Origin of the sequence: Mycobacterium sp. E3198, assembly GCF_001667015.1 — a bacterium.
GTDB lineage: Bacteria > Actinomycetota > Actinomycetes > Mycobacteriales > Mycobacteriaceae > Mycobacterium.
Genome location: NZ_LZIS01000092.1, coordinates 33,658 through 60,325 on the forward strand (window position 1 = coordinate 33,658; position 26,668 = coordinate 60,325).

A 26,668-nucleotide genomic window follows, 5' to 3' on the forward strand; every position below is an offset into this window, starting at 1 on the left:
GGCGTGACGATGCGCCGGCGTACGCCGGCGGTGTTGCCTCGTCCTCCTGCGTGGGCCGCCGGGATGTTCCCGGACCTTCAACCGATTGCTCGGTGACCGACGGTCTTCGGTGGATCGCCACCACAATAGCGTGACCCCCCGCGGTCAGCCAAAACGCGCCTAGCCGAGCCCCGCCAGCCGGGCCGCCCCGACCAGCCCGGCGTCGCCACCCAGCGCGGCCGGCACCACGCGCAGGCCGGCCAGGAAATCCAGCCCGGCGTAGTCGGCCAGCGCGGCGCGCAGCGGGTCGAAGAGCACGCCGCCGGACTTGGCGACGCCGCCGCCGATGACGACCAGGTCGAGGTCGCACACCGCCCCGACCGACGCGATCATCGCCGCGAGCGCGGTGGCGCCCCGGCGAAACGCCCGCACCGCGACCGCGTCCCCGGCCGCCGCCGCGGCGGCCAGGTCGCGGGCGCCGGCGCCCGGCGGGGCGGGCCAGCCGTTGTCGCGGGCCCAGCGGACCATCCACGGCCCGGACGCGACGGTCTCGACGCAGCCGCGGCCGCCGCACGCGCAGGGCCGGCCGTCCTGCTCGACCACCACGTGCCCGACGTGGCCGGCGTTGCCGGTGCGCCCGGTGTAAGGCACCCCGTCGAGGATCAGCCCCCCGCCCACGCCGGTGGACACCACCATGCCGAGCATGAAGCGCGCGCCGCGGCCGGCGCCGAGCCAATGCTCGCCCAACGCCATGCAGACGCCGTCGCCGCCGAGCCGGACCGGCACGCCCGGCACCTCGGCGGCGACCCGGTCGCGCAGCGGGAAGCCGCGCCAGGATCGGATGTTGACCGGGTGGACGGTGCCGGCGGGCAGGTCGATGGGCCCGGCCGAAGCGATGCCCACTGCGGTGACGGGGCCTCCCGCCGCGCGCAGGGCGTCGGCGATGGTCGCGGCGACGGCGGCCCAGACCGCCTCGGCGTCGCCGCCGGCGGGGGTGGGCCGGATGGCGGTGTGGACCAGGGCGCCGGCGGGGTCGGCGACGCCGGCGGCGATCTTGGTGCCGCCGATGTCGAGGCAGAGGGTGAGCGCGGCCATCAGTGGCGGTGGGTGTTGTCGGGTTGGCGCGGGTCGCCCGGGTGCTCGTAGCCGGGCGCCAGCCGGACCAGCGCGGCCCGGCGCGCGTCCAGCCACATCCGGAAGGCGCGCCGGCGCGCCGCGGCCCGCAGGTGCTCGGCGAGCGCCGGGCGCACCTGCGCCAGCGGCGGGCCGGTCCGCGGGGGCGCCCGCCAGCCGTCGGCGCCGGGGCGCGGCGCGGCGAAGCGCAGCGGGTTGCGGGCGTGGTAGGCGGCCACGTCGTCGTCGCCGATCCGGACCGCGGCGGTGACGTCGGCGAACAGGGCCCGCGCCCGCGGATCCGCCAGCACCGCGGCGGCCACGCTGCCGATCTCCAGCCGGGCCGTCGCGTCGGGCAGCAGCTCGGCCTGGGCCGGCGCGTCCCGCCCGGTCAGGCCGCGCGCGGCGGCCTCGGCGGCGACCACGCGCTCGGTCACGATCACCTGGGTGAGCCAGCGCCGCAGTTGCCGGCCCTCGGAGGTGCCGGCGGCCGGTAGCGCGGCCGCGCGCCGTCCGCGCCGCAGCCGCGCCTCGGCCGCGTCGAGGACGGCGACGGACACCGGGTCGCCGGCCACCCTCGCCACCAGCCCGCCGCTCATGGCACTGTCACCCGAACCGCCGGGGAGTAGACCAGCCGGCCCGCCGAGCCCACCCTGACCACGGCCCACCACTGGCCGGGCTCCTGCCACCGGGGCGGCGTCACGTCGAATCCGAGCTCGACCGTGCCGCCGGCAGGCAGCACCGCGCCGAGGGCGGCGGGGCTGATCCACTCCCAGGTTCCCCACGGGCTGATCAGGTGCGCCTCCAGTGCCAGGTCGGCCCGGGCGTCGGTGCCGACCGTCACGGCCAACCGGGCCGCCCCTCCCGCGGCGACCTCGACGTCGGCGGGCCCGTCGACGAGGTACAGCACCTCGGACTCATCGGGTGCGCCGACCTCCACCACGCACACATCCTCGACCACCTGGCGCCAGGCGGCGGGGACGTCGTCGCCCGTGAGGCGGAGCTGGGCGCGGACCGGATACAGCCCCGGCTCCGCGCGCGCCGGGATCGACACCACCACGTCGGCCTCGCGGTGGTCGCCGGGGCACAGGGTGAACCGCGGCTCGGCCGGTGCGGCCGACCACCCGTCGGGACACACCACCGTCACCGCGCCGTCCAGCGCGGCGTCGCTGCAGTCGCTGACCACGCTGAGCCGCAACGCCACCTCGCCGCCCGGCGCGGCCGGCACCCGCTGCGGGTGCAGGTGCGCGACGGCGGGCAACCCCCCGAGCGGCGCGGGCCCGCGGTTGTGCAGCCAGTAGCGCGCGTACAGCGGCTGCGCGGTCTCGGCGTCCGGGGCCAGCCGCGCGGAAATCGTTGGCAGGGAAGGAATTTCGAGGCGGGCCAGCACGGTGGCGACCTGATAGCCGTGCAGGTCGATCGGCCCCGCGCGCCCGCCCGGGCGTTCCAGCAGGTCGGCGAACTGCAGCCCGCGCACGGTGGCGACCGCGGAGCCGACGGCGACGCGGGCGCGGTTCCCGGTGGTTTCCACCAACCGCAGGGCCACCGCGGCGGGGTCGACGGGCCGGGCGCTGCCGGCGGTCAGCGGGTTGCCGGCCGCCTTGAGCGCGGCCAGCTGCGCCGCCCCGGCGGGCTCGACGTGCAGCAGCGACCCGGAGCTGGGCAGCTCGCCGCTTTGCCCGACCGGGACGACGGCGAGCAGCGGGTGACCGAATTGGGCTGAGCGGGTGGGGAGCTCGGCCTCCCGCCAGTCGCCCGCACCGGCGACGAGCGCGTAGTCGAAGGCGTGGCTCCAGTGCTGGAGTTGAAAGTTGGACCCGTCGGGCGCGGTGCGGCGCGGATCGTCGATCCAGGTGCCCGACGGCCAGCCGGTGCAGGATCGCAGCAACGCGGTGTGCAGGGTGCCGTCGGTGTCGACGGCGAAGCTGGGCACCCCGCGGTTGAGCAGCGCGACGGTGCGCGATTCGAAGCGGTTCATCCCCGACGGCGCCCGCTGATCCACCACGATCTCGGCGTCCGCCAGGTCCTCGGCCACCGACGCGATCGCCGCGGTCAGGCCGCGCTCGTCGCGGCCGTCGATCACCAGCACCGGCAGCGCCCGCGGCGCCCGCAGGTCCGCGCCCGGCACCCACGCCGCGGCCAACGGACCCCCGGCCGGCACCCAGACGCGGGCCCGCCCGGTCTGGGCCAGCTGGCGCTCCAGCTCGGCGGCGTACTCCGGATCAGCCTGCCCCAGAACGGCTTTGGCGAAGGCGTTGCGCGCGGGCCCGCCGAGCGCGATCCGGACGTCGGGCAGGTTGGAATCGACGCCGAGGCACCCGTAGCGCGGCTTGTCGGCGCCGCTGCAGGTGGCCGTGACGCCGGCGCGGACCAGCGCGACCATCAGCTGGCGCGCCAGCGGCCCGGACACCGCCTCGGTCGGCGTCACCACCTCGGCCACCGAGACGGCCCGCGTGTCGGACCCGAGGCGGACCCGGGCCGCCGACGACAGGCCGAACCAGCCATACGCCGGGTTGTCCAGCGTCCACGGGTGCCGCGCGGTGTCCACCGAGCGATCGCCCTCGTGCAGCAACGCGAAGCCCCGCCCGACGACGGCGTCACCGACCTCGCTGACCGGCATGGCGCCCGCCACCGGACAGGGCCAGCGCAGCCGCAACAACCGGTCCTCCCCGCTGAATTCGTCGATGACGGTCCGGCAGTCCAGCCGCGCCACCCCGTTCCACAGGGTCAGCGTCTGGGTGTAGCGCAGCAGGCCGCCCAGGCGCCCCTGCACAACCAGCCGCTGACCGAGCGGGCCGCGATAGGCCCGCACCCGCGCCGGCGATCCCGACGAGCACACCACCGGACCCTTGGGCAGCAGGTGCCACGGCCCCTCCCCCTGCTGCGGGTGCGCCGGGTACTCCTCGTAGAGCGCGAGCTCGTTGCCCACCCGGCCGGCGCCGATCAGCTGCCCGCCGTCGCACACCAGGGACGCGACTCCCCCGCCGCGCGCCGGGTCGGCCTCCAGCCGGTAATGCTCGTTCGCGATCGCCGTCCCGGGCATGGGCTCCCAGCCGCCCGCGTTGTCGGCCGGGACCAGCCGGTAGGCCCGCCAGCCCAACGACGGCACGTCGGGCGCCAGCCAGGTGACCGAGCGACCGTCGTGCTCGACGTGCGCGGGCAGCTCGGTGCCGTCGGGATCGAGCACCCGGACCCCGGCGCCCAAGGGCGAGCCGAGCCGGGCGATCACGATGTCGGTGCGCCGCTGCGCCAACGGATTCCAGACGACGACGTCGCCGCCGATCGCGCCGGACAGTGCCGCCAGCGCGTCGTCGCGGGTCGCGCGGCCCAGCTCCCACGCATCGCGCCAGCCGGTCAGCAGGTCCAGGTAGACCTGGTCGGACTCCGAGCCGGTGATGGCGTCGTGGTGCGCGCCGTAGGCCAGCTGCACCCACGCCTTGGCGAGGGCGGCCTGCGGGTAATCCGCGCCGCCCAGCAGCGCGGCGAACACGGCGAAGCGCTCGGCGGCCAGCACGGCGTTCTCGGCGGCCCGATTGGCCTGCTTGGTGTCGATGTACGACACGTCCTTGCCGGTGTAGATCGGGTTCATGTCGCGGGTCTGCGGCGACGGCTCGGCGCCGCGCTGCGCCAGTTCCGCGCGCACCGCCGCGAAGAACTCCCGCGGCAGCGCGCACACGAAGCGGGGCCAGGTGTACCGCGCGGCCCAGTCGCGGTGGATCGCGGTCACCCATTGGTTCGGCGGCGTGTAGTCGGTCCCGACGGGCAGCAGCACGTTGCGCGTCAGGGCGACCGTCTTGAGCCGTTGGAACAACGCGTAGGTGGCGCCCTCGGCCTCGGCGAGCGACGCCGACGCGTCCATCCCCCAGCCCGCCCCGTAATGCGCGGGCATGTAGTGGGTCAGCAGGCCGCGACCCGACGGCGCGATCCACTCGAACTCGCTGCAGAACTGCATGCGGTCCACGTCGGCGCCGGGGCCCCACTGGTGGTGCGGGCCGCGGGCCCACGAGCTCGACGTCAGGCCCGCGTCGGCGGCGAACCCGGGGAACTGGGGGTCGTGGCCGAACACGTCGAGCTGCCACGCGGTGGCGGGGTCGGCGCCCAGCACGTGACGCTGAAACCCGGCGCCGTGCACCAGGTTTCGGACGGTCGTTTCCGGTCCGGTGAGGTTGGTGTTGGGCTCGTTGTAGGTGCCGCCCATCACCTCGACGCGGCCCTCAGCAAGAAACCGGCGCAGGTCGGCGCGGTCCTCGGGGTGGGTGTCCCAGTACGGCTTGAGGTAGTCCACCTCCGCCAGGACGAACTTGTATTCGGGTTCGCGGCGCGCCAGCTCCAGATGGGCGTGGACGAGTTCGAAGGCGTTGGCCTGCACGTCCGGCGGGTCCGCCCGCCACTCGCTGGTGTAGGCGCCCTGGGTGTTCCACCAGACCGGGTCGTAGTGGAAGTGGCTGACCATATACATGGTCCACCCGGGCTCCGCCACGATGAACTCGAAATCCGTGGTGGCGCCGCCGCCGCGCACCCGCGCCGGCCGGCGCTCCCCGACGACCGGGCCGGCGATGGCGACCGGCACCTCGACGGAGTTGGCTCCGGGCGGGGCCGTCACCTCGCCGCTCAGACCGTCGCCGTCGACGCGGATCGAGGTCGGCGCGGCGCAGCCCGCGAGGCCGATGCGGGCGAGCTGCAGCGGCGCGTCCGGCGGCCCGACGAAAAGCTCGGTCGAGTCCGCCGAAATGACCTGCACCCCCGCACCTTACGACGCGAGCGGCCGCGGCGGAGGCATCTGGACCTAGGATCGCCTCATGCCCGCCCTCGCCCCTCCCGTCACCGACGAGCGCAACGCCCTGCGCGAATTCCTGGCGTTCCACCAAAGCGCCTACTTCGCCGTCTCTTACGGCCTCACCGACGAACAGGCCCGCGCGGCGCCGTCGGTCAGCGCGCTGTCGGTCGGCGGGCTGATCAAGCACGCCACCGCCATGCAACGCAACTGGATGGCACGCGTCGCCGCCGCGCCGGAGGCGCCACCCAAGGACCCGCGGCCCTTCGAGGAGATCGCCAAGGAGTTCGGCGACCAGCACGTGATGCGGCCCGACGAAACGCTGGCCGGGCTGCTGAACGCCCTCGAGGCCCAGAACGCCGAATCGCTGCGCCTCGTCGAGACCGCCGACCTCGACGCCGGGGTGCCCGTGCCGCAGGACATCCCCTGGTTTCCCAAGAACCAGCAGGCCTGGTCGGTGCGCTGGGTCATCCTGCACGTCATCAACGAGCTGGCCCGCCACGCCGGGCACGCCGACATCATCCGGGAAACCATCGACGGCGCCACCATGTACGAGTTGATCGCCGCGCTGGAGAACTGGCAGATCGACGGGTGGGTCCAGCCCTGGCAGAAATAGCGCAGATCCGCAGCGGCACGGCTCGCCGCGAGACGCCGCACGGTCCGGTGGACCTCTACTACGAGGACATCGGCGACCCCGCCGCGCCGCCGGCGCTGCTCATCATGGGCCTGGGCGCCCAGCTGCCGATGTGGCCCGACGGGTTCTGCGCGCGCCTCGTCGACGCGGGGTACCGCGTCATCCGCTTCGACCACCGCGACACCGGGCTGTCGGCCAAGATGCACGGGCTGCGGGCCACCGGCCCGGTGTACCGGCGGGTCGGCCGCTATCTGCTGGGCAGGCCCAGTCGCGTGCCCTACACCCTGGTCGACATGACCGAGGACGTGGTGGTCCTGCTCGACTGGCTGGGCATCGACTGGGCCCACGTGGTGGGGGCGTCGCTGGGCGGCATGATCGCGCAGATCCTGGCCGCCACCGAACCGCACCGGGTGGCGTCGCTCGGCGTCATCATGTCGACCACCGGCAAACCGTTCTCCGCGCTGCCGGCCTGGCGCGTCATCAGGCTGGCGTTCGATCCCCCTGCCAAAGGCGCCTCCGCCGAGGAGAAGCTGGCCTTCGAGGTGCGCAACGTCGCGGTGTTCAACGGCCCGAACTTCCTGCCGCCCGACGCCGAGCTGCGCGCGCGGGTGCGCCGGCTCGCGGAGCGCTGCAGCTACCCGCCGGGCATGCTGCGCCAATTCGACGCGGTGCTGGGCACCGGCAGCCTGCTCGGGTACGCCAAGGCGATCACCGCCCCGACCGTGGTGTTACACGGTTCGGCCGACCCGATGGTCCGCCCGCGCAACGGGCGCGCGGTCGCCGCGACCATCCCCGGCGCGCGGTTCGTGGTGGTGGACGGGATGGGACACGATCTTCCGGAACCGGTCTGGCGGCCGATCGTCGAGACCCTCACCGAGCACTTCGCGCTCGCCGCGGGCTGATGGTGGCGACCCGCTTCGCCCGGCTGCGCCGCGCTCGCGATCGCCACGGCCCGGTGAGCGCGCTCACAGCAATTGGGACTTGACAGCCACGATTTGGCAGACTGCTGGAATGACTACTACCAAACACCGCGAGGTGGCCAAGCTCGACCGGGTGCCGCTGCCGGTCGAAGCGGCCCGGGTAGCAGCCACCGGTTGGCAGGTAACCCGCACCGCCGCCCGCATCGTCGCCAAGCTGCCCGGCCGGGGGCCGTGGCAGCAGAAGGCGATCAAGCAGCTCCCGAACACGTTTGTCGACCTCGGGCCGACCTACGTGAAGTTCGGGCAGATCATCGCGTCCAGCCCCGGCGCGTTCGGCGAGTCGCTGTCCCGCGAATTCCGCGGGCTGCTCGACAAGGTGCCGCCCGCCGATCCGAAAGAGGTGCACAAGCTCTTCGTCGAGGAGCTCGGCGGCGACCCCGCCGAGCTGTTCGCCCAGTGGGACGAAACGCCCTTCGCGTCGGCGTCCATCGCGCAGGTGCACTACGCGACGCTGCACAGCGGCGAGGAGGTCGTCGTCAAGATCCAGCGGCCGGGCATCCGGCGCCGGGTCGCGGCCGACCTGCAGATCCTGAAGCGGTTCGCCCAGGCCGTCGAACTGGCCAAGCTGGGCCGCCGCCTGTCCGCGCAGGACGTGGTCGCCGACTTCTCCGACAACCTGGCCGAGGAGCTGAACTTCCGCCTCGAGGCCCAGTCGATGGACGCGTGGGTCTCGCATCTGCACGCCTCGCCGCTGGGGAAAAACATCCGGGTGCCGCAGGTGCACTGGGACTTCACCACCGAGCGGGTGCTGACCATGGAGCGGGTGCACGGCATCCGCATCGACGACGTCAAGGCCATCCGCCAGGCCGGCTTCGACGGCACCGAGCTGGTGAAGGCGCTGCTGTTCTCGCTGTTCGAGGGCGGGCTCCGGCACGGTCTGTTCCACGGCGACCTGCACGCCGGCAACCTGTACGTCGACGACGCGGGCCGGATCGTGTTCTTCGACTTCGGCATCATGGGCCGCATCGACCCGCGCACCCGCTGGCTGCTGCGCGAGCTGGTGTACGCGCTGCTGGTCAAGAAGGACCACGCCTCGGCCGGCAAGATCGTGGTGCTGATGGGCGCCGTCGGCACCATGAAGCCCGAGGCACAGGCCGCCAAGGACCTGGAAAAGTTCGCCACCCCGCTGACCATGCAGACGCTGGGCGACATGTCGTACGCGGACATCGGGCGGCAGCTGTCGGCGCTGGCCGACGCCTACGACGTCAAGCTGCCCCGTGAACTGGTGCTGATCGGCAAGCAGTTCCTCTACGTCGAGCGGTACATGAAGCTGCTGGCGCCGAAGTGGCAGATGATGTCCGACCCGCAGCTGACCGGTTACTTCGCCAACTTCATGGTCGAGGTCAGCCGCGAGCACCAAAGCGACGTGGAGGTCTAGGGTCGACCCGATGGAAATCCGCACCGGCCATGCCATTTCGGGCGACCTGAAGCTGTACTACGAGGACATGGGCGACGTCGATCACCCGCCCGTGCTGCTGATCATGGGGCTGGGCGCCCAGCTGCTGCTGTGGCGAACCGGGTTCTGCGAGAAGCTCGTCGCCGAGGGCCTGCGCGTCATCCGGTACGACAATCGCGACGTCGGGCTGTCCGACAAGACGCCGCGGGCGGGCGCCGGTGCGCCCCTGGTGCCGCGGCTGCTGCGGTTCTGGTTCGGGCTGCGCGGCGAGGCGGCCTACGCGCTGGAAGACCTGGCCGACGACGCCGCGGCCGTGCTGGATCAGCTGGGCATCGAACGCGCCCACATCGTCGGGGCGTCGATGGGGGGCATGATCGCGCAGGTCTTCGCGGGGCGGTTCGCCGAGCGGACCAGCAGCCTGGCGGTCATCTTCTCCAGCAACAATCGCCCGTTCCTGCCGCCCCCGGCGCCGCGCGCCCTGCTGGCGGTCCTCAAAGGCCCGCCGCCCGGTTCCCCCCGCGAGGTGATCGTCGACAACGTCGTGCGCGTCACCAAGATCACCGGCAGCCCGCGCTACCAGCCACCCGAGCAACAGGTCCGGGCCGAGGCGATCGAGGGCTACGAACGCAGCTACTATCCGTGGGGCGTCGCGCGGCACTTCAGCGCGATCATGGCCAGCGGCAGCCTGCTCGGCTACAACCGGCGGACGGTCGCACCGACCGTGGTGCTGCACGGCCGGGCCGATAAACTGATGCGTCCATCGGGCGGACGCGCGGTCGCACGCGCCATCGACGGCGCTCGACTATTCTTGTTCGACGGGATGGGCCACGACCTGCCTCAGCAACTGTGGGATCGGTTGATCAGCGTGCTGACGAGCAACTTCGCCGACGCCGGCTGAGGGCAGGATCGGGCCGCTGTCGGAGTGCCCTTGCGGATTTCACGGACACTATTAATGCGTTGTACGGTTGCGTTGGGAGGATGTCGAACAATGGCGGAACTGAAGCCGTATTACGAAGAGTCGCAGTCGACATACGACATCTCCGACGACTTCTTCGGCTTATTCCTGGACCGCAACATGGTCTACACGTGCGCCTACTTCGAGCGCGACGACATGACGCTCGAGGAGGCACAACTCGCCAAGGTCGATCTGGCGCTGGACAAGCTGAACCTCGAACCGGGGATGACGGTGCTCGACGTCGGCTGCGGATGGGGCGGGGCGCTGGTGCGTGCCGTCGAGAAATACGACGTCAACGTCATCGGAGTTACCCTGAGCCGCAACCACTATGAGCGCAGCAAGGCCAGGCTTGCCGCAATCCCGACAACTCGGCACGCGGAGGCTCGGCTGCAAGGCTGGGAAGAATTCCACGAGAAGGTGGATCGGATCGTCAGCTTCGAGGCGTTCGACGCCTTCAAGAAGGAGCGCTGGCCCCTCTTCTTCGAACGCGCCTACGACATGCTTCCCGATGACGGCCGGATGCTCCTGCACAGCATCTTCACCTACCCGCAGACATACTGGCGGGACCACGGCATCACGGTGACGATGAGTGATCTGCGGTTCTTTCGCTTTCTCGGAACGGAAATCTTTCCCGGCGGCGGGATGTGCGGCGAGGCCGATATCGTCGACAATTCGGCGGCAGCCGGGTTCTCGCTCGAGAAGGTCCAATACCTGCAGCAGCATTACGTGCGGACGCTGGACACGTGGGCGGCCAACCTGCAGGCCAATCGCGACCGCGCCATCGCCATCCAATCCGAAGAGGTCTACGACCGCTACATGCGCTATCTGACCGGCTGTGCGAACCTCTTCCGGAAGGGCATCTCCAACGTCGCCCAGTACACGCTCACGAAGTGAAGCGATCCATGGCCAAGGATCTGACACCGCACTTCGACGACGTGCAGGCGCACTACGACCTGTCGGACGACTTTTTCCGGCTGTTCCTGGACCCCACCCAGACCTACAGCTGCGCCTACTTCGAGCGCGACGACATGACTTTGGAAGAGGCGCAGCTCGCCAAGATCGACCTGGCGCTGGGCAAGCTGGGCTTGCGGGCCGGGATGACGCTGCTCGACGTCGGCTGCGGCTGGGGCGCCACCATGCGCCGGGCGGTGGAGAAGTATGACGTCAACGTCGTCGGCCTGACGCTGTCGAAGAACCAGGCTGCGCACGTGCAGAAGTCGTTCGACGACATGGACACCCCGCGCACCAGGCGAGTTCTGCTGGCCGGCTGGGAGCAGTTCGACGAGCCCGTCGACCGCATCGTGTCGATCGGCGCGTTCGAGCACTTCGGCCACGAGCGCTACGACGACTTCTTCGCGATGGCGCGGCGCGTCCTGCCCGCTGACGGAGTGATGCTGCTGCACACGATCACCGGCCTCACCGGGCCGCAGTGCATCGAGCGCGGCATACCGCTGACGTTCGAGATGGCGCGGTTCATCAAGTTCATCGTGACCGAGATCTTTCCGGGCGGGCGGCTGCCGTCGATCGAGATGGTGGGCGAGCGCTCGGCCGAGGCGGGATTTACGCTGACCCGCCGCCAGTCGCTGCAGCCGCACTACGCGAGGACGCTGGACCTGTGGGCGCAGGCCCTGCAGGAGCACCGGGACGAGGCCATCGCGATCCAATCCGAAGAGGTCTACGAGCGGTACATGAAATACCTGACTGGCTGCGCGAACGCGTTCCGTACCGGCTACATCGACGTCAATCAGTTCACTCTGGAGAAATAGCCGTGGCGCGCGTCACACTGGGAAACGGGCCAGCCGAGAAACCCCGGGGCGCGCGACTTCAAACGTAAGGGATGGGGCCGGCCGCGTGTAGGGTGCCGGGCAACGGCATCGAGCCAAGGTGCCGGTCCAGTCGGGAGGACACCATGTTCGAGAATCGGGTGGGGGCCACGCTTAAGCGGTCGAACCTCGACAATGTCCAGTCGCACTACGACCTGTCGAACGAATTCTTCGCCCTTTTCGTTGACCCGACCCGCACCTACAGCTGCGCGTACTTCCCGCGCGAGGGCATGACCCTGCACGAGGCGCAGCTCGCCAAGCTCGACCTCTCGCTCGACAAGCTGGGACTGCAGCCGGGGATGACGCTGCTCGACGTGGGCTGCGGGTGGGGGTCGGTGATGAAGCGCGCCGTCGAGCGCTACGACGTCAATGTCGTCGGGCTGACCCTGTCGAAGAATCAGCACGCGTACTGCCAGCAGGTGCTCGACGGGATCGACAGCAACCGCTCGCGACGGGTTCTGCTGCGCGACTGGGCCGAGTTCGACGAGCAAGTGGACCGCATCGTCGTCATCGAGGCGTTGGAACACTTCGGCTTTCACCGCTACGACGATTTCTTCAAGTTCACCTACAACGCCCTGCCCGACGACGGCGTCGTGATGCTGCACTCGATCACCGGGCTGCACGTCAAGCAGGTCTTGGAGCGCGGCCTCCCCATGACCATGGAGATGGCGAAGTTCATGAGGTTCATCGTCACCGACATCTTCCCAGGCGGCCGGCTGCCGACGATCGAGACCGTCGAGGAGCACGCCGAGAAGGTCGGCTTCAAGGTGACCCACCGCCAGTCGTTGCAACTGGACTTCGCCAAGACCCTGGACTTCTGGGCCGAGGCCCTCGAGGCGCACAGGGACGAGGCCATCACCATTCAGTCCGAAGAGGTCTACGAGATGTACATGAAGTATCTGACCGGGTGCGCCAGGGTGTTCCGCACGGGTTACGTCGACTGCAACCAGTTCACGCTGGAGAAGTGAGCTTCGGTATCGTTGCGCGTCAGACAACGCCACGACGCGCACCCGCGTTGCGGGCGGTGAACCTCATTCCAGGAGAACAAGGCGAGAATGGCTGAGCAACCGACCGGCCCGACGAAGACGCGGACCCGCTCCGAAGACATCCAGGCCCACTACGACGTCTCGGACGACTTCTTCGCCTTATTTCAGGACCCGACTCGGATCTACAGCTGCGCCTACTTCGAGCCGCCGGACCTCACGCTCGAACAAGCCCAGATCGCCAAGGTCGACCTCAACCTCGACAAACTGGATCTCAAGCCCGGCATGACGCTGCTGGACATCGGCTGCGGGTGGGGTTCCACCATGAAGCGCGCGGTCGAGAAGTACGACGTCAACGTCATCGGCCTGACCCTGTCGAAGAACCAGTACGCCCGCTGCGAGCAGGTGCTCGGTGAGATCGACACCGACCGCTCACGTGAAGTGCGGCTGCACGGCTGGGAGGACTTCACCGATCCGGTCGACCGGATCGTGTCGATCGAGGCGTTCGAGCATTTCGGGCACGAAAACTACCCGGATTTCTTCAAGCGGTGTTTCGACATCATGCCCGACGACGGCCGGATGACCATTCAGAGCAGCGTCAGTTACCACCCGTACGAGATGGCCGCCCGCGGAAAAAAGATCACTTTCGAGACGGTGCGGTTCATCAAATTCATTGTCACCGAGATCTTCCCGGGCGGCCGGCTGCCGTCCACCGAGATGATGGTCGAACACGGCGAGAAGGCGGGTTTCACTGTCCCCGAACCACTTTCGCTGCGGCCGCACTACATCAAGACGCTGCACATCTGGGGCGACACGCTGGAGTCCAACAAGGACAAGGCCATCGAGGTCACCTCCGAAGAGGTCTACGAGCGGTACATGAAATACCTGCGCGGCTGCGAGCACTACTTCGACTACGAGTTGCTCGACTGCAGCCTGGTGACCTACCTCAAGCCGGGCGCCGCCTAACTGTCGGATCGGGGCTGCGCCGTTCGTCGAGTAGGTAGAGAGTGGAACACAGGGTTTCGCTCGCTACCGGAGGTGACGACACATGCAGTACTTCGCGCTGTTGATCGGCCAGGAGCAAGACCGCTCACCCGACGATGCGGCCGCCGCGATGGCGGAATGGGAGGGCTTCCACGCCAAAGCCGGCCCCGCCATCAAATCCGGGGATGCGCTGGCCCCCGCTGCCGCGGCGGTGGTCATCACCGGCGGGCCGGACGCGCCGGTGATCACCGACGGGCCCTTCGCCGAGGCCGCGGAGGTGGCCTGCGGCTACTACGTGTTCGAGGCCGAGAACCTCGACGAGGCGCTGGCGCTGGCGCGCGACGTCCCGCTCGCCAAGTTCGGGGCCGTGGAGGTGTGGCCTGCGGTCCACTCGATCGAGCTGTCCCGCAAGCTCACCGGCAACGACTGGCTCGCGCTGCTGCTGGAGCCGGCCGAATCCGCGCACACACCGGGCACACCGGAGTGGGAGGCTGTGGCGGCAAAGCACGTTGACCTGCACGCGGCCGCGGGCGAGCACATCATCGGCGGTGCCGCGTTGCACGACCGGTCCACGGCCACGACCGTGCGGGTGCGCAACGGCGAGACGCTGATCACCGACGGCCCCTATGCGGAGGGTGCCGAAATCGCCACGGGGATTTACCTTCTCAGCGCCGCGGATCGCGACGAGGCTGTCAAGCTCGCTTCGATGATCCCCGCCTCGACCGTGCAGGTGCGCCAGCTGGCCGGGGTGTCCGGGCTCTAGATGCGCGAATGACCAGCCTGGACGGCGTCTTCCGTCGCGAATGGGGACCCGCCGTCGCCGCGCTCGCGCGGTGGTCCGGCGACCTCTCGATCGCGGAGGACGCCGTCCAGGAAGCGTGCGCCGAGGCGCTGCGCGCCTGGCCGCGCGACGGGATGCCGGACAGTCCCGGCGGCTGGCTGATGACCGTGGCGCGCAACCGCGCCCGCGATCGGCTGCGACGCGAGGCGGCGCGTCCCGGGAAGGAAATGGCGGCGGTGATGGACGAGATCCTGACGCGCACCGACGGCACCGACCCGCATCCGGTCCGCGACGACGAGCTGCGGATGATGTTCACCTGCGCGCACCCGGCGCTGGACCGGCCGTCGCAGCTGGCGCTCACGCTGCGGCTGGTGTCGGGGTTGACCGTCGGCGAGATCGCCCGCGCGCTGCTGCAGAGAGAGGCGGCGATCGGTCAGCGAATCACGCGGGCCAAGAACAAGGTTCGGCATGCGAACATCCCGCTGCGGGTGCCGCCCGCCGAGCTGCTGGGAGAGCGCACGCCGCACGTGCTCGCCTGCATCTACTCGGTTTTCACCGAGGGCTATTGGTCGACGGCGGGCCCGTCGGCGATTCGGGACGAACTGTGCGACGAGGGGGTCCGGCTGGCCGGGGAGTTGTGCGCGCTGATGCCGCACGAGCTGGAGGCGCACGCCCTGGCCGCCCTGGTGCTGCTGCATGATTCGCGTAGGGCGACCCGGGTCGACTCCGCCGGTGCCCTGGTACCCCTTGACGAGCAGGACCGTCGCCGATGGGACCGCGGGCGCATTGCCCGCGGGCTGGACCGGTTGCGGCGGGCCGAGGGGTCGACGGGCCCGTATCTGCCGCAGGCGGTGATCGCCGCGCTGCACGCGACGGCGCCGTCCTGGGAGGGCACGGACTGGGTCACCATCTGCGCGGCCTACGAGCGGTTGCTGCAGATCACCGACTCACCGGTGGTGCGCGCCAATCGCGCGCTGGCCATCGGCTTGCGCGACGGGCCCGACGCCGGCCTGGCGGCCCTGGACTCGGTCGCGCACGATCCGCGGCTGGGCCGGTCGAACCTTCTCGCGACGGTGCGCGCCGATCTGCTGCGGCGCGCCGAGCGGCGCGCGGAGGCCGCGCGGTGGTACCGAACGGCGTTGGAGTCCAACGGCTCTGAGCCGGGCCGCGACTTCTTGCGGCGGCGCATCGCCGAATGCGGGGGCTAGGCCTCGGCGAAGTTGCGGGTGACGGCCGGGTCCACCGGAATGCCGGGTCCCGTGGTCGTCGACACCGTGATCTTCTTCAGGTAGCGGCCCTTCGACGACGACGGCTTGAGCCGCAGCACCTCGTCGATCGCGGCGCCATAGTTCTCCGCCAGGCTCTTCTCGTCGAACGACGCCTTGCCGATGACGAAGTGCAGGTTGGCCTGCTTGTCCACGCGGAAGTTGATCTTGCCGCCCTTGATGTCGGCCACGGCCTTGGCGACGTCGGGGGTGACGGTACCGGTCTTCGGGTTCGGCATCAGGCCGCGCGGGCCCAGGATGCGGGCGATGCGACCGACCTTGGCCATCTGGTCGGGGGTGGCGATCGCCGCGTCGAAGTCCAGGAACCCGCCCTGGATCTTCTCGATCAGGTCGTCGCTGCCGACGATGTCGGCGCCGGCCGCCTGGGCCTGCTCGGCCTTGTCGCCGACGGCGAACACCGCGACCCGGGCCGTCTTGCCGGTGCCGTGCGGCAGGTTGACGGTGCCGCGGACCATCTGGTCGGCCTTGCGCGGGTCGACGCCGAGCCGGATCGCCACCTCGACGGTCGCGTCCTGCTTGGCCGACGACGTCTCCTTGGCGAGCTTGGCCGCCTCCAGCGGGCTGTATAGGTTGTTGCGGTCCACCTTCTCGGCGGCGGCGCGAAATGCCTTGCTGTTCTTGCTCATTGATTCATCCAATCCGATGTTGGGTCGTGGTTGGCGGGCCGAAGCTGGCCCTCCCACGGCGTGACTTGCTACTCGACGGTGATGCCCATCGACCGGGCGGTGCCGGCGATGATCTTGGCGGCGGCGTCGATGTCGTTGGCGTTGAGGTCGGCCTTCTTGGTCTCGGCGATCTCCTTGACCTGATCCCAGCTGACCTTGGCGACCTTGGTCTTGTGCGGCTCGGCCGAGCCCTTGCCGACGCCGGCGGCCTTGAGCAGCAGCTTGGCGGCGGGCGGCGTCTTCAGCGCGAACGTGAAGCTACGGTCCTCGTAGACCGTGATCTCCACCGGGATGACGTTGCCACGCTGGTTTTCCGTGGCGGCGTTGTACGCCTTGCAGAACTCCATGATGTTGACGCCGTGCTGGCCGAGCGCGGGCCCGACCGGCGGGGCGGGGTTGGCCTGCCCGGCCTGAATCTGGAGCTTGATCAGCCCAACGACTTTCTTCTTCGGGGCCATGAGAGTTGTGCGTTCCTTCTCTGTGGGGTTAACGGGGACTAGATCTTGGAGACTTGGCTAAACGTCAGTTCGACGGGCGTTTCGCGGCCGAAGATCGACACGAGTACCTTGAGCTTCTGCTGTTCGGCGTTCACCTCGTTGATGGTGGCCGGCAGCGTGGCGAACGGCCCGTCCATGACGGTGACCGACTCGCCGACCTCGTAGTCGACCTCGACAACGGGACGTTCCAGGCCGCCCGCCTCGGCGACGGCGGCGGTGCTGGCCGCGCCCTTGGCGGCCTTCTTCGCCGCCCCCCGGGGCAGTAGGAACTTCACCACGTCGTCGAGCGTCAGGGCCGAGGGGCGCGAGGTTGCGCCGACGAACCCGGTAACCCCCGGGGTGTTGCGCACCGCGGCCCACGAGTCGTCGGTCAGGTCCATGCGCACCAGGATGTAGCCGGGCAGCACCTTGCGGTTGACCTGTTTGCGCTGGCCGTTCTTGATCTCGGTGACCTCTTCGGTGGGCACCTCGACCTGGAAGATGTAGTCGCCGACGTCCAGGTTCTGCACGCGCGTTTCCAGGTTGGCTTTCACCTTGTTTTCGTATCCCGCGTACGAATGGATGACGTACCAGTCCCCGGGCTTGCTACGCAGCTCCGCCTTGAGGGCGGCGGCGGGATCGGCCTCCTCGGCCGGCTCGGCCTGCTCGACCGGTTCCGCCTGCTCAGCGGTCTCGGTCGCCTCTGGCGTCTCGGCGGCGGTGGCTTCAGTGGCTTCGGTCGCTTCAGTGGTCTCTGGGGTCTCAGCGACCTCTTGCACGTCGACCGCTTCACCCGCGGACGTGTCACCGTCGAAGGTAGTCACGGTTTTCAGTCCTCTCTGTCTTTCTCAGGCTCAGCCGAACACCAGCAGCACGAGCTTGGCCAGGCCGAAATCCGCCAGGCCCACCAGCGCCACCATGAAGGCGAGAAACGCCAACACCACCGAGGTGTAGGTGAGCATCTGCTTGCGGTTCGGCCAGATCACCTTCCGCATCTCCGCAACGACCTGCTTGAGGTAGTTGTAGACGAACACGAACGGGTTGGCCGAACGGTCGCCGGGCTTCCGCGGCTTCTTGCCGGCCTTGGCCTTCTTGGCCGCCTTCTTGGCCTTGCCGTCCTTGGCGTCCTCGGCCTCGTCCGGCGCCTGGACGTCGACATCGTCGGCATCGGCGACGCGCTGCCGCGACCGCTTGCCGGTCGGCCGTTGCGGCCGCGACGTGGTCACCAAGGCCGTCCGACCGCCGCTGTCGCGGCTCTCCTCGGTGTCGCCGCCGTCGCGTGCGGCGTCGTTGGCTGCGTCGCCCTCGTCGCTCACCGCATGCTCCTTTGTTTGCTATCTCCCGCGGGCCGTCCCACGTGATGGTGCACTTCCCTACCAGTGTCCACCATGGCACGGCTTCGCCGTCATGTCCGACTCCTCCTCAGGCCGTTCCGGCCTGCATCGTCGTCGGACGGCCGTCTGCAGGGGCGACAGGACTTGAACCTGCAACCTGCGGTTTTGGAGACCGCTGCTCTGCCAGTTGAGCTACGCCCCTTCGCGGTTGGCAGGCCAACCTGCGCTTACCTGCCGGGGCTTACATGACACGCGCGCTCCCCGAATGCTCGAATCCCGGAAAGCGCGCTGATGCTGGGAAAACCCCGAGGTCCGAGTGTACATCGGTACAGGAGTCAGATACTAATTACGCGGTTCTGACGACCTGCCCGGATTCCTTGTCCCACCTGAGCTGGATTGAGTCGTCACCCTCGTGTCCCATCAGCGTGGTGTAGGCGACCAGGATCAGCTCGCCGTTTTGATTGGTGCAGGTGTTCTCGGTGACGACGATGTCGGCGCCGAAACGCTCATTCACCGATTGGATGTCCATCCTGCCGTAGAGCCTGTCGCCCACAAATATCGGTTTGTGGTAGACGAACCGCTGGTCGACCTGGACGATCTGCATGGTCTCCATGCCGACGTCGACATTCCGGAAGAAGTCATCCTGGATGATCTTCGCGAAGATCGACACAAAAGTTAACGGTGCCATGATGGCGTGGTAGCCCAGTTCGGCGGCCGCTGCCTCGTCGAAGCACGCCGGATCGTCGCACTTGATCGCCCGCGCGAATCCGCGAACTTGCTCACGGCCCACTTCGAAATAGTCCGGGTACTTCCAGCTCATTCCGCGGACGTCGGTTTTGAGCGCCATGTCCTAGGCCAGATTCGCCGACGCGATGGCCCGGCCGAAGATCTTCTTGCCACCGGTGGTCGCCGTGAGGGCGATCGTCACCGACTTGCTCTCCGGGTCGACCGACTTCACCCGGCCACTGAAGACCAGCTCGGCGCCTTTGCCGTCGTTGGGGACCGGCACCACGGCGGTGAACCGCACGTTGTACTCGGTGACCGCACCGGGATCACCGACCCACGAGGTGACGTAGCCGCCGCCCAGCCCCATCGTCAGCATGCCGTGGGCGATCGCGGTGTCCAGCCCGACGATCTTGGCGATCTCGTCGTCCCAGTGGATCGGGTTGAGATCGCCCGAGACACCCGCGTAGTTCACCAGATCCTGACGGGTCAGCGGGTAAGTCTTCTCCGGCAGCTTGTCGCCCACTTTTACCGAACTGAACTCACGCAGTGGCATCAGAAAATCCCTTTTCTCCATCCTCGCCAGCACGGCCCGCCAGGGTCGTGTAGGTCTCCTGCACAATGTCACCGGCTTCGTCGGTGATGATGTTCTTGGTCACGATGATCTGAGTGCCGTGCGACTCGCGCACCGAATCCACATAGACGTCGCAGTACAACTTGTCGCCCGCCACGATTGGCTTCAAAAACTTCAACACCTGATCGACCTGGACAATCTGCGCGTCCTCGACCGCGATCTTGGCGTGTTGGAAGAACGCCGACTGAGCCTTGTAGCCGAATACGCAGATGAACGTCAGCGGGGCGAGCAGTCCCTTGTAGCCCAAGTCGGCGGCCGCGTCCTCCTCGAAGAACGCGGCGTCGTCGTTCTGCACCGCTATCGCGTGCTCGCGGATCTTCTCGCGCTCCACCACGTAGTAATCGGGATAGCGGTAGTGCATCCCCATGATTCTCGTGCTCAACGACACGGCTACAGAACCTACCCAGTCGGTCTCGATAAATGCTTACGGAGGCTAACGTGTCTCCCGGTGCGCCTGGTGCTTGCCGCAGTTCGGGCAGAACTTCTTCAGCTCCATCCGGTCGGGGTCATTGCGGCGGTTCTTCTTGGTGATGTAGTTACGGTGCTTGCACACCTCACATGCCAAGGTGATCTTCGGCCGCACGTCGGTACTGGAAGCCATGTCCGTTCTCTCTGCTCTCTAGAAAATTCACATTGTTCTGTTGTAGCGATGGCCGGACTCGAACCGGCGACCTAACGATTATGAGTCGTTCGCTCTAACCGACTGAGCTACATCGCCTCTGGTGCGCGCCGCCTGCCAGCTCGGCGTCCGCCGAGCCCCCTAACGGAATCGAACCGTTGACCTTTTCCTTACCATGGAAACGCTCTACCGACTGAGCTAAGGGGGCCGTTCACCCAAGCGACAGTCGTGCCGCGGGCCTAAAAGAGGTTACAGCCTGGCGCGCAACGTCACCAAACCACGGACCGGCGCGGGGCCTCCTCGACTAGTTTCCGTCGTCGCGCAGTCGCCATGCGGTGAGATCGCTGAATTCGTCGTACTCGTCGCCTTGATCGTCCGCCGCGTCCGCCTCGCCCACCAACATCCGCAACGCGAGATGGACGGCCTCGCGCGTGTCGGCCACATGGAACCGACGAATCACCTCTTGGACCAGATCGTCGTCGATTTCGATCTCGACCCGCTTCTTCATGGGGCAACAATACCCATTGCCCAGGGTCTGAACCGATGGCCGACGAGCGCGTGCCGGCAAAGTGTGCGCTGATGGGAAGCGCCGAGCGGCGAGAATTCACCCGGCTGGGACCTTGCTGCCGCGTCCGCGGCAGCGTCACTAGGCTGGTCGGGTGCCAGAGGACCGGCTGTACTTCCGTCAACTCCTGTCGGGTCGCGATTTCGCCGCGGGGGACATGTTCGCGACGCAGATGCGCAACTTTGCGTACCTGATCGGGGACCGGCAGACGGGGGACTGCCTGGTGGTCGACCCCGCCTACGCCGCCGGCGATCTGCTCGACGCGCTCGAGACCGACGGCATGCACCTGTCCGGGGTTTTGGTGACCCATCACCACCCCGACCACGTGGGCGGTTCGATGATGGGCTTCGAGCTCAAGGGCCTGGCCGAGCTGCTGGAGCGGGCGCCTGCTCCCGTGCACGTGAACACGCATGAGGCCCTGTGGGTTTCGCGGGTCACCGGGATCGGTCTCGGAGATCTCACCACCCATGAGGGCCACGACAAGGTCAGCGTCGGCGACATCGAGATCGAGCTGCTGCACACCCCGGGTCACACGCCCGGCAGCCAGTGCTTCCTGCTCGGGGACCGCCTGGTCGCCGGTGACACGCTGTTTCTCGACGGCTGCGGGCGCACCGACTTTCCCGGCGGCGACTCCGACGAGATGTATCGCAGCCTGCAAAGGCTCGCCGCCCTGCCGGGTGACCCGACGGTGTTTCCCGGGCATTGGTATTCGGCCGAGCCCAGCGCCTCGCTGTCGGAGGTCAAGCGCTCGAACTACGTGTACCGCGCGGCCGATCTCGGTCAGTGGCGAATGTTGATGGGCGGCTGAGCGAGCCATTTCGGCTCGAGTGCGCCCGATTAGTTCCCCGATCGGCAGCGCGCGCCGCACGCCTTTACTATCGGTCCAGCGAAAGAAAGGGTGGGTGGGTCGAATGGGGTGGATCCGGAGCGCCTGGCAGTGGGTCACCCAGGTGGGTTCCGGCACCTGGTTGGCGTGGGCGGCGTGGGCGGCGATTTTGCTGGGCATTGTCGCGCTGGTGTGGGTAAGCCGGCAGCTCAAACTCAACCGCCGGTTGGCCGCGGAGCGGACCCGGCCCCAGGTCGCGATGTTCATGGAACCCCACCCGGCCGACTGGCACGTGATCGAACTCGTCGTCCGGAATTTCGGCCAGACCGCGGCGTATGACATCCGGTTCGCGTTTGCCAACCCGCCGACGGTGGCCGAATACGAAAACGCCGCCGACGGCTACGCCGACGTCGTCGAATTGCAATTGCCGCGCGAGTTGCCGGTGCTCGCGCCCGGCCAGGAATGGCGCATGGTGTGGGATTCGGCGCTCGACCGCGCCGAGATCGGAACGGGCATCGAGTCGCGCTTCGCCGGCTCGGTGACCTATTACGACCGCCCCGACAAGCCGCGCGGCTGGCGGTTCTGGGAGGCCGAGCGGCCCATGCTGCAGACCAGCGTCGTGCTGGACTGGGACGCGCTGCCTCCGGTTCAGCGCATCGAGTTGATGACCACCCATGACCTGGCGAAGCGGGAAAAGCAGAAGCTGGAGCTGCTGCGCGGGTTGCTGACCTACTTCCATTACGCGAGCAAGGAAACGCGTCCCGACGTCTTCCGCAGCGAGATCGAACGCATCAACGGCGCCGTGCAGGAGACCCAGGACCGCTGGCGCACCCGGCTGCTCGACCAGCCCACCGACGTCAGCCTGCGCTGGGGCAACGCCGAGGCCGACCTGGCCAAACACCGCAGCCAGCACGTCTGATCCAGGACGAAGGAGCAACCCATGAGCGGCCCGGTGCAGTACAGCCACAAGGATTCCATCGCGGTCATCCGGATGGACGACGGCAAGGTCAACGCGCTGGGCCCGACGATGCAGCAGGCCCTGGGCGAGGCGATCGACCGGGCCGACAGCGACAACGCCGGGGCGCTGGTGATCACGGGCAACGAGCGGGTTTTCAGCGGCGGGTTCGACCTGAAGATCCTGACCTCCGGCCAGGCCCAGCCGGCGATCGACATGCTCAGGGGCGGCTTCGAGCTGGCGTATCGGCTCTTGTCCTATCCCAAGCCCGTGGTGATGGCCTGCACCGGCCACGCCGTCGCGATGGGCGCGTTCCTGTTGTCGTCCGGCGACCACCGGGTGGCAGCCCACGCCTACAACATTCAGGCCAACGAGGTGGCGATCGGCATGGTCATCCCCCACGCGGCCCTGGAAATCATGAAGCTGCGCCTGACGCAGTCGGCCTACCAGCAGGCCGTGGGGCTGGCCAAGACGTTCTTCGGGGAAACCGCGCTCGCGGCCGGATTCGTCGACGAGATCGTGTTACCCGAGATGGTGGTCGACCGCGCCGAAGAAGCCGCGCGCGAGTTCGCCGGCCTGCACCAGCACGCCCACGCCGCAACCAAGCTGCGCGCCCGCGCCGACGCGCTGAAGGCGATCCGCGCCGCGATCGACGGGCTGGAGGCCGAGCTCGGGCTGTGACGCACCGAGCGCCTGGGGTTTTTCTCACCACCGGCCGGGTACGCCTCCCGGCGTGGCAGTAGACCGCATCGCCGACCCCTGGGGAACGCGGACGCCGTACGAGCCGGGCACCCGGTGGCCCGAGCGGGTCGACACCTACCTGGCCGACGGGATCACCCCGGACTCGGTGGACCGGTGGGTGCAGTCGGCGGCGGTGTTGCACTCCAACGGCGACGGCCTGGACATCGCCGTCAAGGACGGGCGGATCGTGGGGGTCCGGGGGCGGGCCGTCGACCGGGTCAACCACGGCCGGCTCGACCCCAAGGATCTGTTCGGGTGGCAGGCCAACGCATCCCCGGACCGGCTGACGACCCCGCTGGTCCGCGTGGGAGGCGAACTGCGGCCGTGCGACTGGGACACCGCCATGGACCGCATCGTGTCGCATAGCCGACGGCTGCTCGACGACTTCGGCCCCAGCTCGATCGGCTTCTACACCTCCGGTCAGCTTTTCCTCGAGGAGTACTACACGCAGGGTGCCATCGCGCACGGGGCGATCGGCACCGACCACGTGGACGGCAACACCCGGCTCTGCACCGCCACCGCGGCCGAGGCGCTGAAGGAATCGTTCGGCTGCGACGGGCAGCCGGGGTCCTACACCGACGTCGACCACGCCGACGTCATCGCCTTGTTCGGCCACAACGTCGCCGAGACGCAGACGGTGCTGTGGACGAGGATGCTGGACCGGCTGGCCGGTAGCGCGCCGCCCGCGATCGTGTGCGTCGACCCCCGGCTCACCCCGGTGGCCAGCCATGCCACCGTGCACCTGGCGCCGCTGCCGGGAACCAACGTGGCGCTGATGAACGGCCTGCTGCACGAGATCATCGCCCACGACTGGATCGACCACGACTACATCGACGCGCACACGGTCGGTTTCGACGAGCTGCGCCGCCGGGTCGAGGAGTTTGTGCCCGAGCGGGTCGCCGAGATCTGCGGCGTCGCCGCCGAGGACGTCCGGCACGCGGCGCGGCTGCTGGGTACCGCGGAGCGGTTGCTTTCGACCGTGCTGCAGGGCTTCTATCAGTCGCACCAGGCCACCGCGGCGGCAGTGCAGGTCAACAACGTTCACCTGCTGCGCGGGATGCTGGGCAAGCCCGGCTGCGGTGTGCTGCAGATGAACGGCCAGCCGACCGCCCAGAACACCCGCGAGTGCGGCGCCGACGGCGACCTGGCCGGGTTCCGTAATTGGGCCAACGACGCCCACATCACCGAGCTCGCGAAGCTGTGGAACCTTGAGCCCCTGCAGATTCCGCACTACGCACCGCCCACCCACGCGATGCAGATGTTCCGCTTCGCCGAGGAGGGCACGCTGCGGATGCTGTGGGTGACCGCCACCAATCCCGCGGTGTCCCTGCCGGAGTTGCCGCGGATCCGCGAGATCCTGTCCCAGGACCGGCTGTTTTTGGTCGTGCAGGACATCTTCATGACCGAGACCGCCGCGCTGGCCGACGTGGTGTTGCCCGCCGCGGCGTGGGGTGAGAAGACCGGCGCGTTCACCAACGCCGATCGCACGGTGCACCTGTCCGAAAAGGCGGTGGAGCCACCGGGTTCCGCGCGTTCGGATCTCGAGATCTTCCTCGACTATGCGCGGCGGATGGACTTCCACGACAAGGACGGACACCCGTTTCCACCGTGGACCGATCCCGAGTCGGCGTTCGAGGCGTGGAAACAGTGCAGCGCGGGCCGCCCGTGCGATTACACCGGTTTGACGTACGCGAAGCTGCGCGGCGGCAGCGGCGTCCAATGGCCCTGCAACGCAGAGCATCCCGACGGGACCGAGCGCCTCTACGCCGATGCGAAGTTCTGGGCGGCGCCGGACTACTGCGAGGCCTACGGCAAGGACCTGATCACCGGCGCCCCGCTGGAGCCGACCGAATACCGCGCGATGAACCCCTACGGCAAGGCCGTCATCAAGGCCGCCGAATACGTTCCCGCGCACGAGCGGCCCGACGTCGAGTATCCCTTCGCGTTGATCACCGGCCGCACTGTGTACCACTTCCACACGCGCACGAAAACTGCCCGCGCACCACAACTTCAGCGAGCCGCACCCGAGGTGTGGGTGGAGGTCTCGCCGGGCGACGCCCAGCGTCTCCGCATCGAACAGGGCGACATCGTCGAGGTGAGCACGCCGCGCGGGTGCGTCCGGTGTGTAGCGCGGATCTGCGGCATCCGCGACGGGGTGCTGTTCGTTCCGTTCCACTACGGCTACTGGGACACCGACGGCCCGCACGGCCATCACCGCGCGGGCAACGAGCTCACGCTGACCGACTGGGATCCGGTGTCCAAGCAGCCAATCTATAAAACGGCGGCCGCCCGGCTGCGCAAAGCCCCGGCGCGGCAGGCCGACGGAAACGGCGCCACGCGCGCGGCCGATGCCCTACCGGCGGGGGCGTGGCGATGAAGCTCAAACTGGCCATCCGCGAGCTGCACCGCTCCGAACGCAAGCTGGCCCACGCCCTCAACGTGGTGGCCGCGCGGCACCGCAGCGATCAGGACATCTATCACCTGGCCCACGACATGGCCGGCTGGTCGGCGCAGCACCTCAGCGCGCTGGCCGAGCACGGCCGCCACTACGGCCTGCGCCTGTCCGCCGAGCCGCGCACCGGCGCGATCCTGGGTCCCATCCAGTCGCGGGTGAGCGGGCTGCTGCGGCGCCGGCCCGAACCCGGGCTGCTGCTCCTCGCCGACCTGCGGCGGGTCCACCGGCTGGCGGCGGGAACGTCGCTGGACTGGGAGCTGTTGGCCCAGGGCGCGCAGGCCGCCAAGGATTCCGAACTGGTGGGCCTGACGTCGCGCTGTCATCCCGAGACGCTGCGCCAGATGCGCTGGGCCAACGCCATGCTCAAAGAACTCTCACCGCAGGTGCTGATGAGCTGAGAGCGCGAACGCGGTGGCCGGGAAAGACCTGGCCACCGCGTTGCTCGCCTCCTCGCGGCCAGTGTGGCACGGACGCCACGCGCCGTCACTTCACCCTTCCGCCGAGACCCACTGGTAGGGCAGGAACTTCCCGTCGAACGTCACCACGACCCGGTCGCCCGACGAATGCGGCTTCTTTTCCACGTCGACGCTGAAGTTGATCGCGCTCATGATGCCGTCGCCGAACTGCTCGTGGATCACTTCCTTGATCGCGCCGCCGTACACCTGCAGCGCTTCGTAGAAGCGGTAGATGGTCGGGTCGGTCGGAACGGCGGTGGGCAGTCCGCCGCGCATCGGCGGCGCGGCCAGCACGGGCACCGCCGACTCGTCGAGGCCGAGCAGCTCCACCAGAACCTTGCCGAGCTCGGCGGGTATCGGGTGCTGGCCCAGTAGGGCCGACGTGGTCCACACCACCGGTCTGCCGATCGCGTCGGCCAGCTCCCCCCAGGTCAGCCCCTTCGCCAGCCGCGCGACGACGATCTGTTCGGTGAGTTCGTTTCTCGTCATGCGTATCAGCATTGCACCGCGCGACGGTGGGCGCTCGGCGTGC

28 protein-coding genes and 3 tRNA genes are annotated in these 26,668 nt (G+C 68.9%); 15 read left to right on the forward strand and 16 right to left on the reverse strand.

All coding sequences use genetic code 11. The features are described from left to right. Window positions 1-159: 159 nt before the first annotated feature. Genes A5673_RS09915 through A5673_RS09925 form a run of 3 tightly spaced genes read right to left on the reverse strand, consistent with a single transcriptional unit; the run spans window position 160 to window position 5,833 of the window. The gene (locus A5673_RS09915) at window positions 160-1,074 is read right to left on the reverse strand and encodes an ROK family protein (RefSeq protein ID WP_068230657.1); all 915 of its coding nucleotides are present in this window, start codon (window positions 1,072-1,074) and stop codon (window positions 160-162) included. After that, on the reverse strand, window positions 1,074-1,691 hold the full coding sequence (locus A5673_RS09920; RefSeq protein WP_068230659.1) for a malonyl CoA-ACP transacylase: 618 nt from the start codon (window positions 1,689-1,691) through the stop codon (window positions 1,074-1,076). The genes A5673_RS09915 and A5673_RS09920 overlap by 1 nt, the downstream gene beginning before the upstream one ends. Beyond that, a complete protein-coding gene (locus tag A5673_RS09925; protein ID WP_068230662.1) occupies window positions 1,688-5,833 on the reverse strand; it encodes an NEW3 domain-containing protein in 4,146 nt (1,381 codons plus the stop codon). The genes A5673_RS09920 and A5673_RS09925 overlap by 4 nt, the downstream gene beginning before the upstream one ends. A gap of 58 nt (window positions 5,834-5,891) precedes the next feature. Here A5673_RS09925 and A5673_RS09930 point away from each other — a divergent pair, with 58 nt between their 5' ends. The 10 genes from A5673_RS09930 (at window position 5,892) to A5673_RS09975 (ending at window position 15,610) form a co-directional block, all read left to right on the forward strand. Beyond that, window positions 5,892-6,482, forward strand: coding sequence for a DinB family protein (locus A5673_RS09930; RefSeq protein ID WP_068230665.1), 591 nt, complete (start codon window positions 5,892-5,894; stop codon window positions 6,480-6,482). Further along, window positions 6,458-7,402, forward strand: a complete 945-nt coding sequence (locus A5673_RS09935) for an alpha/beta fold hydrolase (protein ID WP_068230668.1) — start codon at window positions 6,458-6,460, stop codon at window positions 7,400-7,402. Before A5673_RS09930 ends, A5673_RS09935 begins: the two co-directional genes overlap by 25 nt. Window positions 7,403-7,511: 109 nt before the next feature. Next, on the forward strand, window positions 7,512-8,858 hold the full coding sequence (locus tag A5673_RS09940) for an AarF/ABC1/UbiB kinase family protein (RefSeq protein WP_197518342.1): 1,347 nt from the start codon (window positions 7,512-7,514) through the stop codon (window positions 8,856-8,858). A gap of 10 nt (window positions 8,859-8,868) precedes the next feature. After that, the gene (locus A5673_RS09945) at window positions 8,869-9,774 is read left to right on the forward strand and encodes an alpha/beta fold hydrolase (protein WP_068230681.1); all 906 of its coding nucleotides are present in this window, start codon (window positions 8,869-8,871) and stop codon (window positions 9,772-9,774) included. A gap of 90 nt (window positions 9,775-9,864) precedes the next feature. Beyond that, a complete protein-coding gene (locus tag A5673_RS09950; RefSeq protein ID WP_068230685.1) occupies window positions 9,865-10,725 on the forward strand; it encodes a cyclopropane mycolic acid synthase family methyltransferase in 861 nt (286 codons plus the stop codon). A gap of 8 nt (window positions 10,726-10,733) precedes the next feature. After that, window positions 10,734-11,597 (forward strand): cyclopropane mycolic acid synthase MmaA2, encoded by an 864-nt coding sequence (gene mmaA2, locus A5673_RS09955; RefSeq protein WP_068230864.1) that lies wholly within the window; start codon window positions 10,734-10,736, stop codon window positions 11,595-11,597. Window positions 11,598-11,740: 143 nt separating this feature from the next. Then, entirely contained in the window at window positions 11,741-12,622 is an 882-nt protein-coding gene (locus A5673_RS09960; RefSeq protein WP_068230688.1) for a cyclopropane mycolic acid synthase family methyltransferase, read from the forward strand. A gap of 87 nt (window positions 12,623-12,709) precedes the next feature. Further along, window positions 12,710-13,603, forward strand: coding sequence for a hydroxymycolate synthase MmaA4 (gene mmaA4, locus A5673_RS09965; RefSeq protein WP_068230691.1), 894 nt, complete (start codon window positions 12,710-12,712; stop codon window positions 13,601-13,603). Between the two features lie 82 nt (window positions 13,604-13,685). Beyond that, window positions 13,686-14,384: a YciI family protein gene (locus A5673_RS09970; RefSeq protein WP_068230694.1), complete on the forward strand. Its 699-nt coding sequence runs from the start codon at window positions 13,686-13,688 to the stop codon at window positions 14,382-14,384. An 8-nt stretch (window positions 14,385-14,392) separates the two neighbouring features. Continuing rightward, entirely contained in the window at window positions 14,393-15,610 is a 1,218-nt protein-coding gene (locus A5673_RS09975) for an RNA polymerase sigma factor (RefSeq protein ID WP_068230697.1), read from the forward strand. Here A5673_RS09975 and rplA read toward each other — a convergent pair. From rplA to A5673_RS10035, 12 genes are all read right to left on the reverse strand, one after another. Continuing rightward, on the reverse strand, window positions 15,607-16,314 hold the full coding sequence (rplA, locus tag A5673_RS09980) for a 50S ribosomal protein L1 (RefSeq protein ID WP_068230700.1): 708 nt from the start codon (window positions 16,312-16,314) through the stop codon (window positions 15,607-15,609). The genes A5673_RS09975 and rplA overlap by 4 nt on opposite strands. A 68-nt stretch (window positions 16,315-16,382) precedes the next feature. Continuing rightward, window positions 16,383-16,811, reverse strand: a complete 429-nt coding sequence (gene rplK / locus A5673_RS09985; protein ID WP_066907205.1) for a 50S ribosomal protein L11 — start codon at window positions 16,809-16,811, stop codon at window positions 16,383-16,385. Window positions 16,812-16,849: 38 nt separating this feature from the next. Continuing rightward, window positions 16,850-17,653 (reverse strand): transcription termination/antitermination protein NusG, encoded by an 804-nt coding sequence (gene nusG, locus A5673_RS09990; protein WP_068230704.1) that lies wholly within the window; start codon window positions 17,651-17,653, stop codon window positions 16,850-16,852. Window positions 17,654-17,683: 30 nt separating this feature from the next. After that, a complete protein-coding gene (gene secE, locus A5673_RS09995; protein WP_068230707.1) occupies window positions 17,684-18,145 on the reverse strand; it encodes a preprotein translocase subunit SecE in 462 nt (153 codons plus the stop codon). Window positions 18,146-18,292: 147 nt separating this feature from the next. Next, window positions 18,293-18,365: transfer RNA gene (locus tag A5673_RS10000), tRNA-Trp, on the reverse strand. Between the two features lie 144 nt (window positions 18,366-18,509). Continuing rightward, on the reverse strand, window positions 18,510-19,010 hold the full coding sequence (hadC, locus tag A5673_RS10005; protein WP_068230710.1) for a (3R)-hydroxyacyl-ACP dehydratase subunit HadC: 501 nt from the start codon (window positions 19,008-19,010) through the stop codon (window positions 18,510-18,512). A 3-nt stretch (window positions 19,011-19,013) separates the two neighbouring features. Beyond that, window positions 19,014-19,442 (reverse strand): (3R)-hydroxyacyl-ACP dehydratase subunit HadB, encoded by a 429-nt coding sequence (gene hadB / locus A5673_RS10010; RefSeq protein ID WP_068230713.1) that lies wholly within the window; start codon window positions 19,440-19,442, stop codon window positions 19,014-19,016. Further along, the gene (gene hadA / locus A5673_RS10015; protein WP_068230716.1) at window positions 19,429-19,908 is read right to left on the reverse strand and encodes a (3R)-hydroxyacyl-ACP dehydratase subunit HadA; all 480 of its coding nucleotides are present in this window, start codon (window positions 19,906-19,908) and stop codon (window positions 19,429-19,431) included. Before hadA ends, hadB begins: the two co-directional genes overlap by 14 nt. Before the next feature lie 45 nt (window positions 19,909-19,953). Next, a complete protein-coding gene (rpmG, locus tag A5673_RS10020) occupies window positions 19,954-20,121 on the reverse strand; it encodes a 50S ribosomal protein L33 (protein ID WP_007167776.1) in 168 nt (55 codons plus the stop codon). Window positions 20,122-20,164: 43 nt separating this feature from the next. Further along, window positions 20,165-20,238, reverse strand: a tRNA-Met gene (locus A5673_RS10025). A 36-nt stretch (window positions 20,239-20,274) separates the two neighbouring features. After that, a tRNA-Thr gene (locus tag A5673_RS10030) sits at window positions 20,275-20,347 on the reverse strand. 96 nt (window positions 20,348-20,443) lie between these two features. Beyond that, window positions 20,444-20,647 (reverse strand): type II toxin-antitoxin system VapB family antitoxin, encoded by a 204-nt coding sequence (locus A5673_RS10035; RefSeq protein WP_068230720.1) that lies wholly within the window; start codon window positions 20,645-20,647, stop codon window positions 20,444-20,446. 151 nt (window positions 20,648-20,798) lie between these two features. On the opposite strand from A5673_RS10035, the gene A5673_RS10040 reads away from it, so the two are divergent. From A5673_RS10040 to A5673_RS10060, 5 genes are all read left to right on the forward strand, one after another. Beyond that, a complete protein-coding gene (locus A5673_RS10040; RefSeq protein ID WP_068230723.1) occupies window positions 20,799-21,512 on the forward strand; it encodes an MBL fold metallo-hydrolase in 714 nt (237 codons plus the stop codon). Window positions 21,513-21,615: 103 nt separating this feature from the next. Then, window positions 21,616-22,449 (forward strand): hypothetical protein, encoded by an 834-nt coding sequence (locus tag A5673_RS10045; protein WP_068230726.1) that lies wholly within the window; start codon window positions 21,616-21,618, stop codon window positions 22,447-22,449. 21 nt (window positions 22,450-22,470) lie between these two features. Further along, window positions 22,471-23,166: a crotonase/enoyl-CoA hydratase family protein gene (locus A5673_RS10050; RefSeq protein WP_068230730.1), complete on the forward strand. Its 696-nt coding sequence runs from the start codon at window positions 22,471-22,473 to the stop codon at window positions 23,164-23,166. A 52-nt stretch (window positions 23,167-23,218) separates the two neighbouring features. After that, entirely contained in the window at window positions 23,219-25,603 is a 2,385-nt protein-coding gene (locus tag A5673_RS10055; protein ID WP_068230732.1) for a molybdopterin oxidoreductase family protein, read from the forward strand. After that, window positions 25,600-26,079: a hypothetical protein gene (locus A5673_RS10060; protein ID WP_068230867.1), complete on the forward strand. Its 480-nt coding sequence runs from the start codon at window positions 25,600-25,602 to the stop codon at window positions 26,077-26,079. Before A5673_RS10055 ends, A5673_RS10060 begins: the two co-directional genes overlap by 4 nt. A 90-nt stretch (window positions 26,080-26,169) precedes the next feature. Here the strand turns inward: A5673_RS10060 and cynS are convergent, their stop codons facing one another. Continuing rightward, window positions 26,170-26,637, reverse strand: coding sequence for a cyanase (gene cynS / locus A5673_RS10065; protein ID WP_068230735.1), 468 nt, complete (start codon window positions 26,635-26,637; stop codon window positions 26,170-26,172). Window positions 26,638-26,668: the final 31 nt, after the last annotated feature.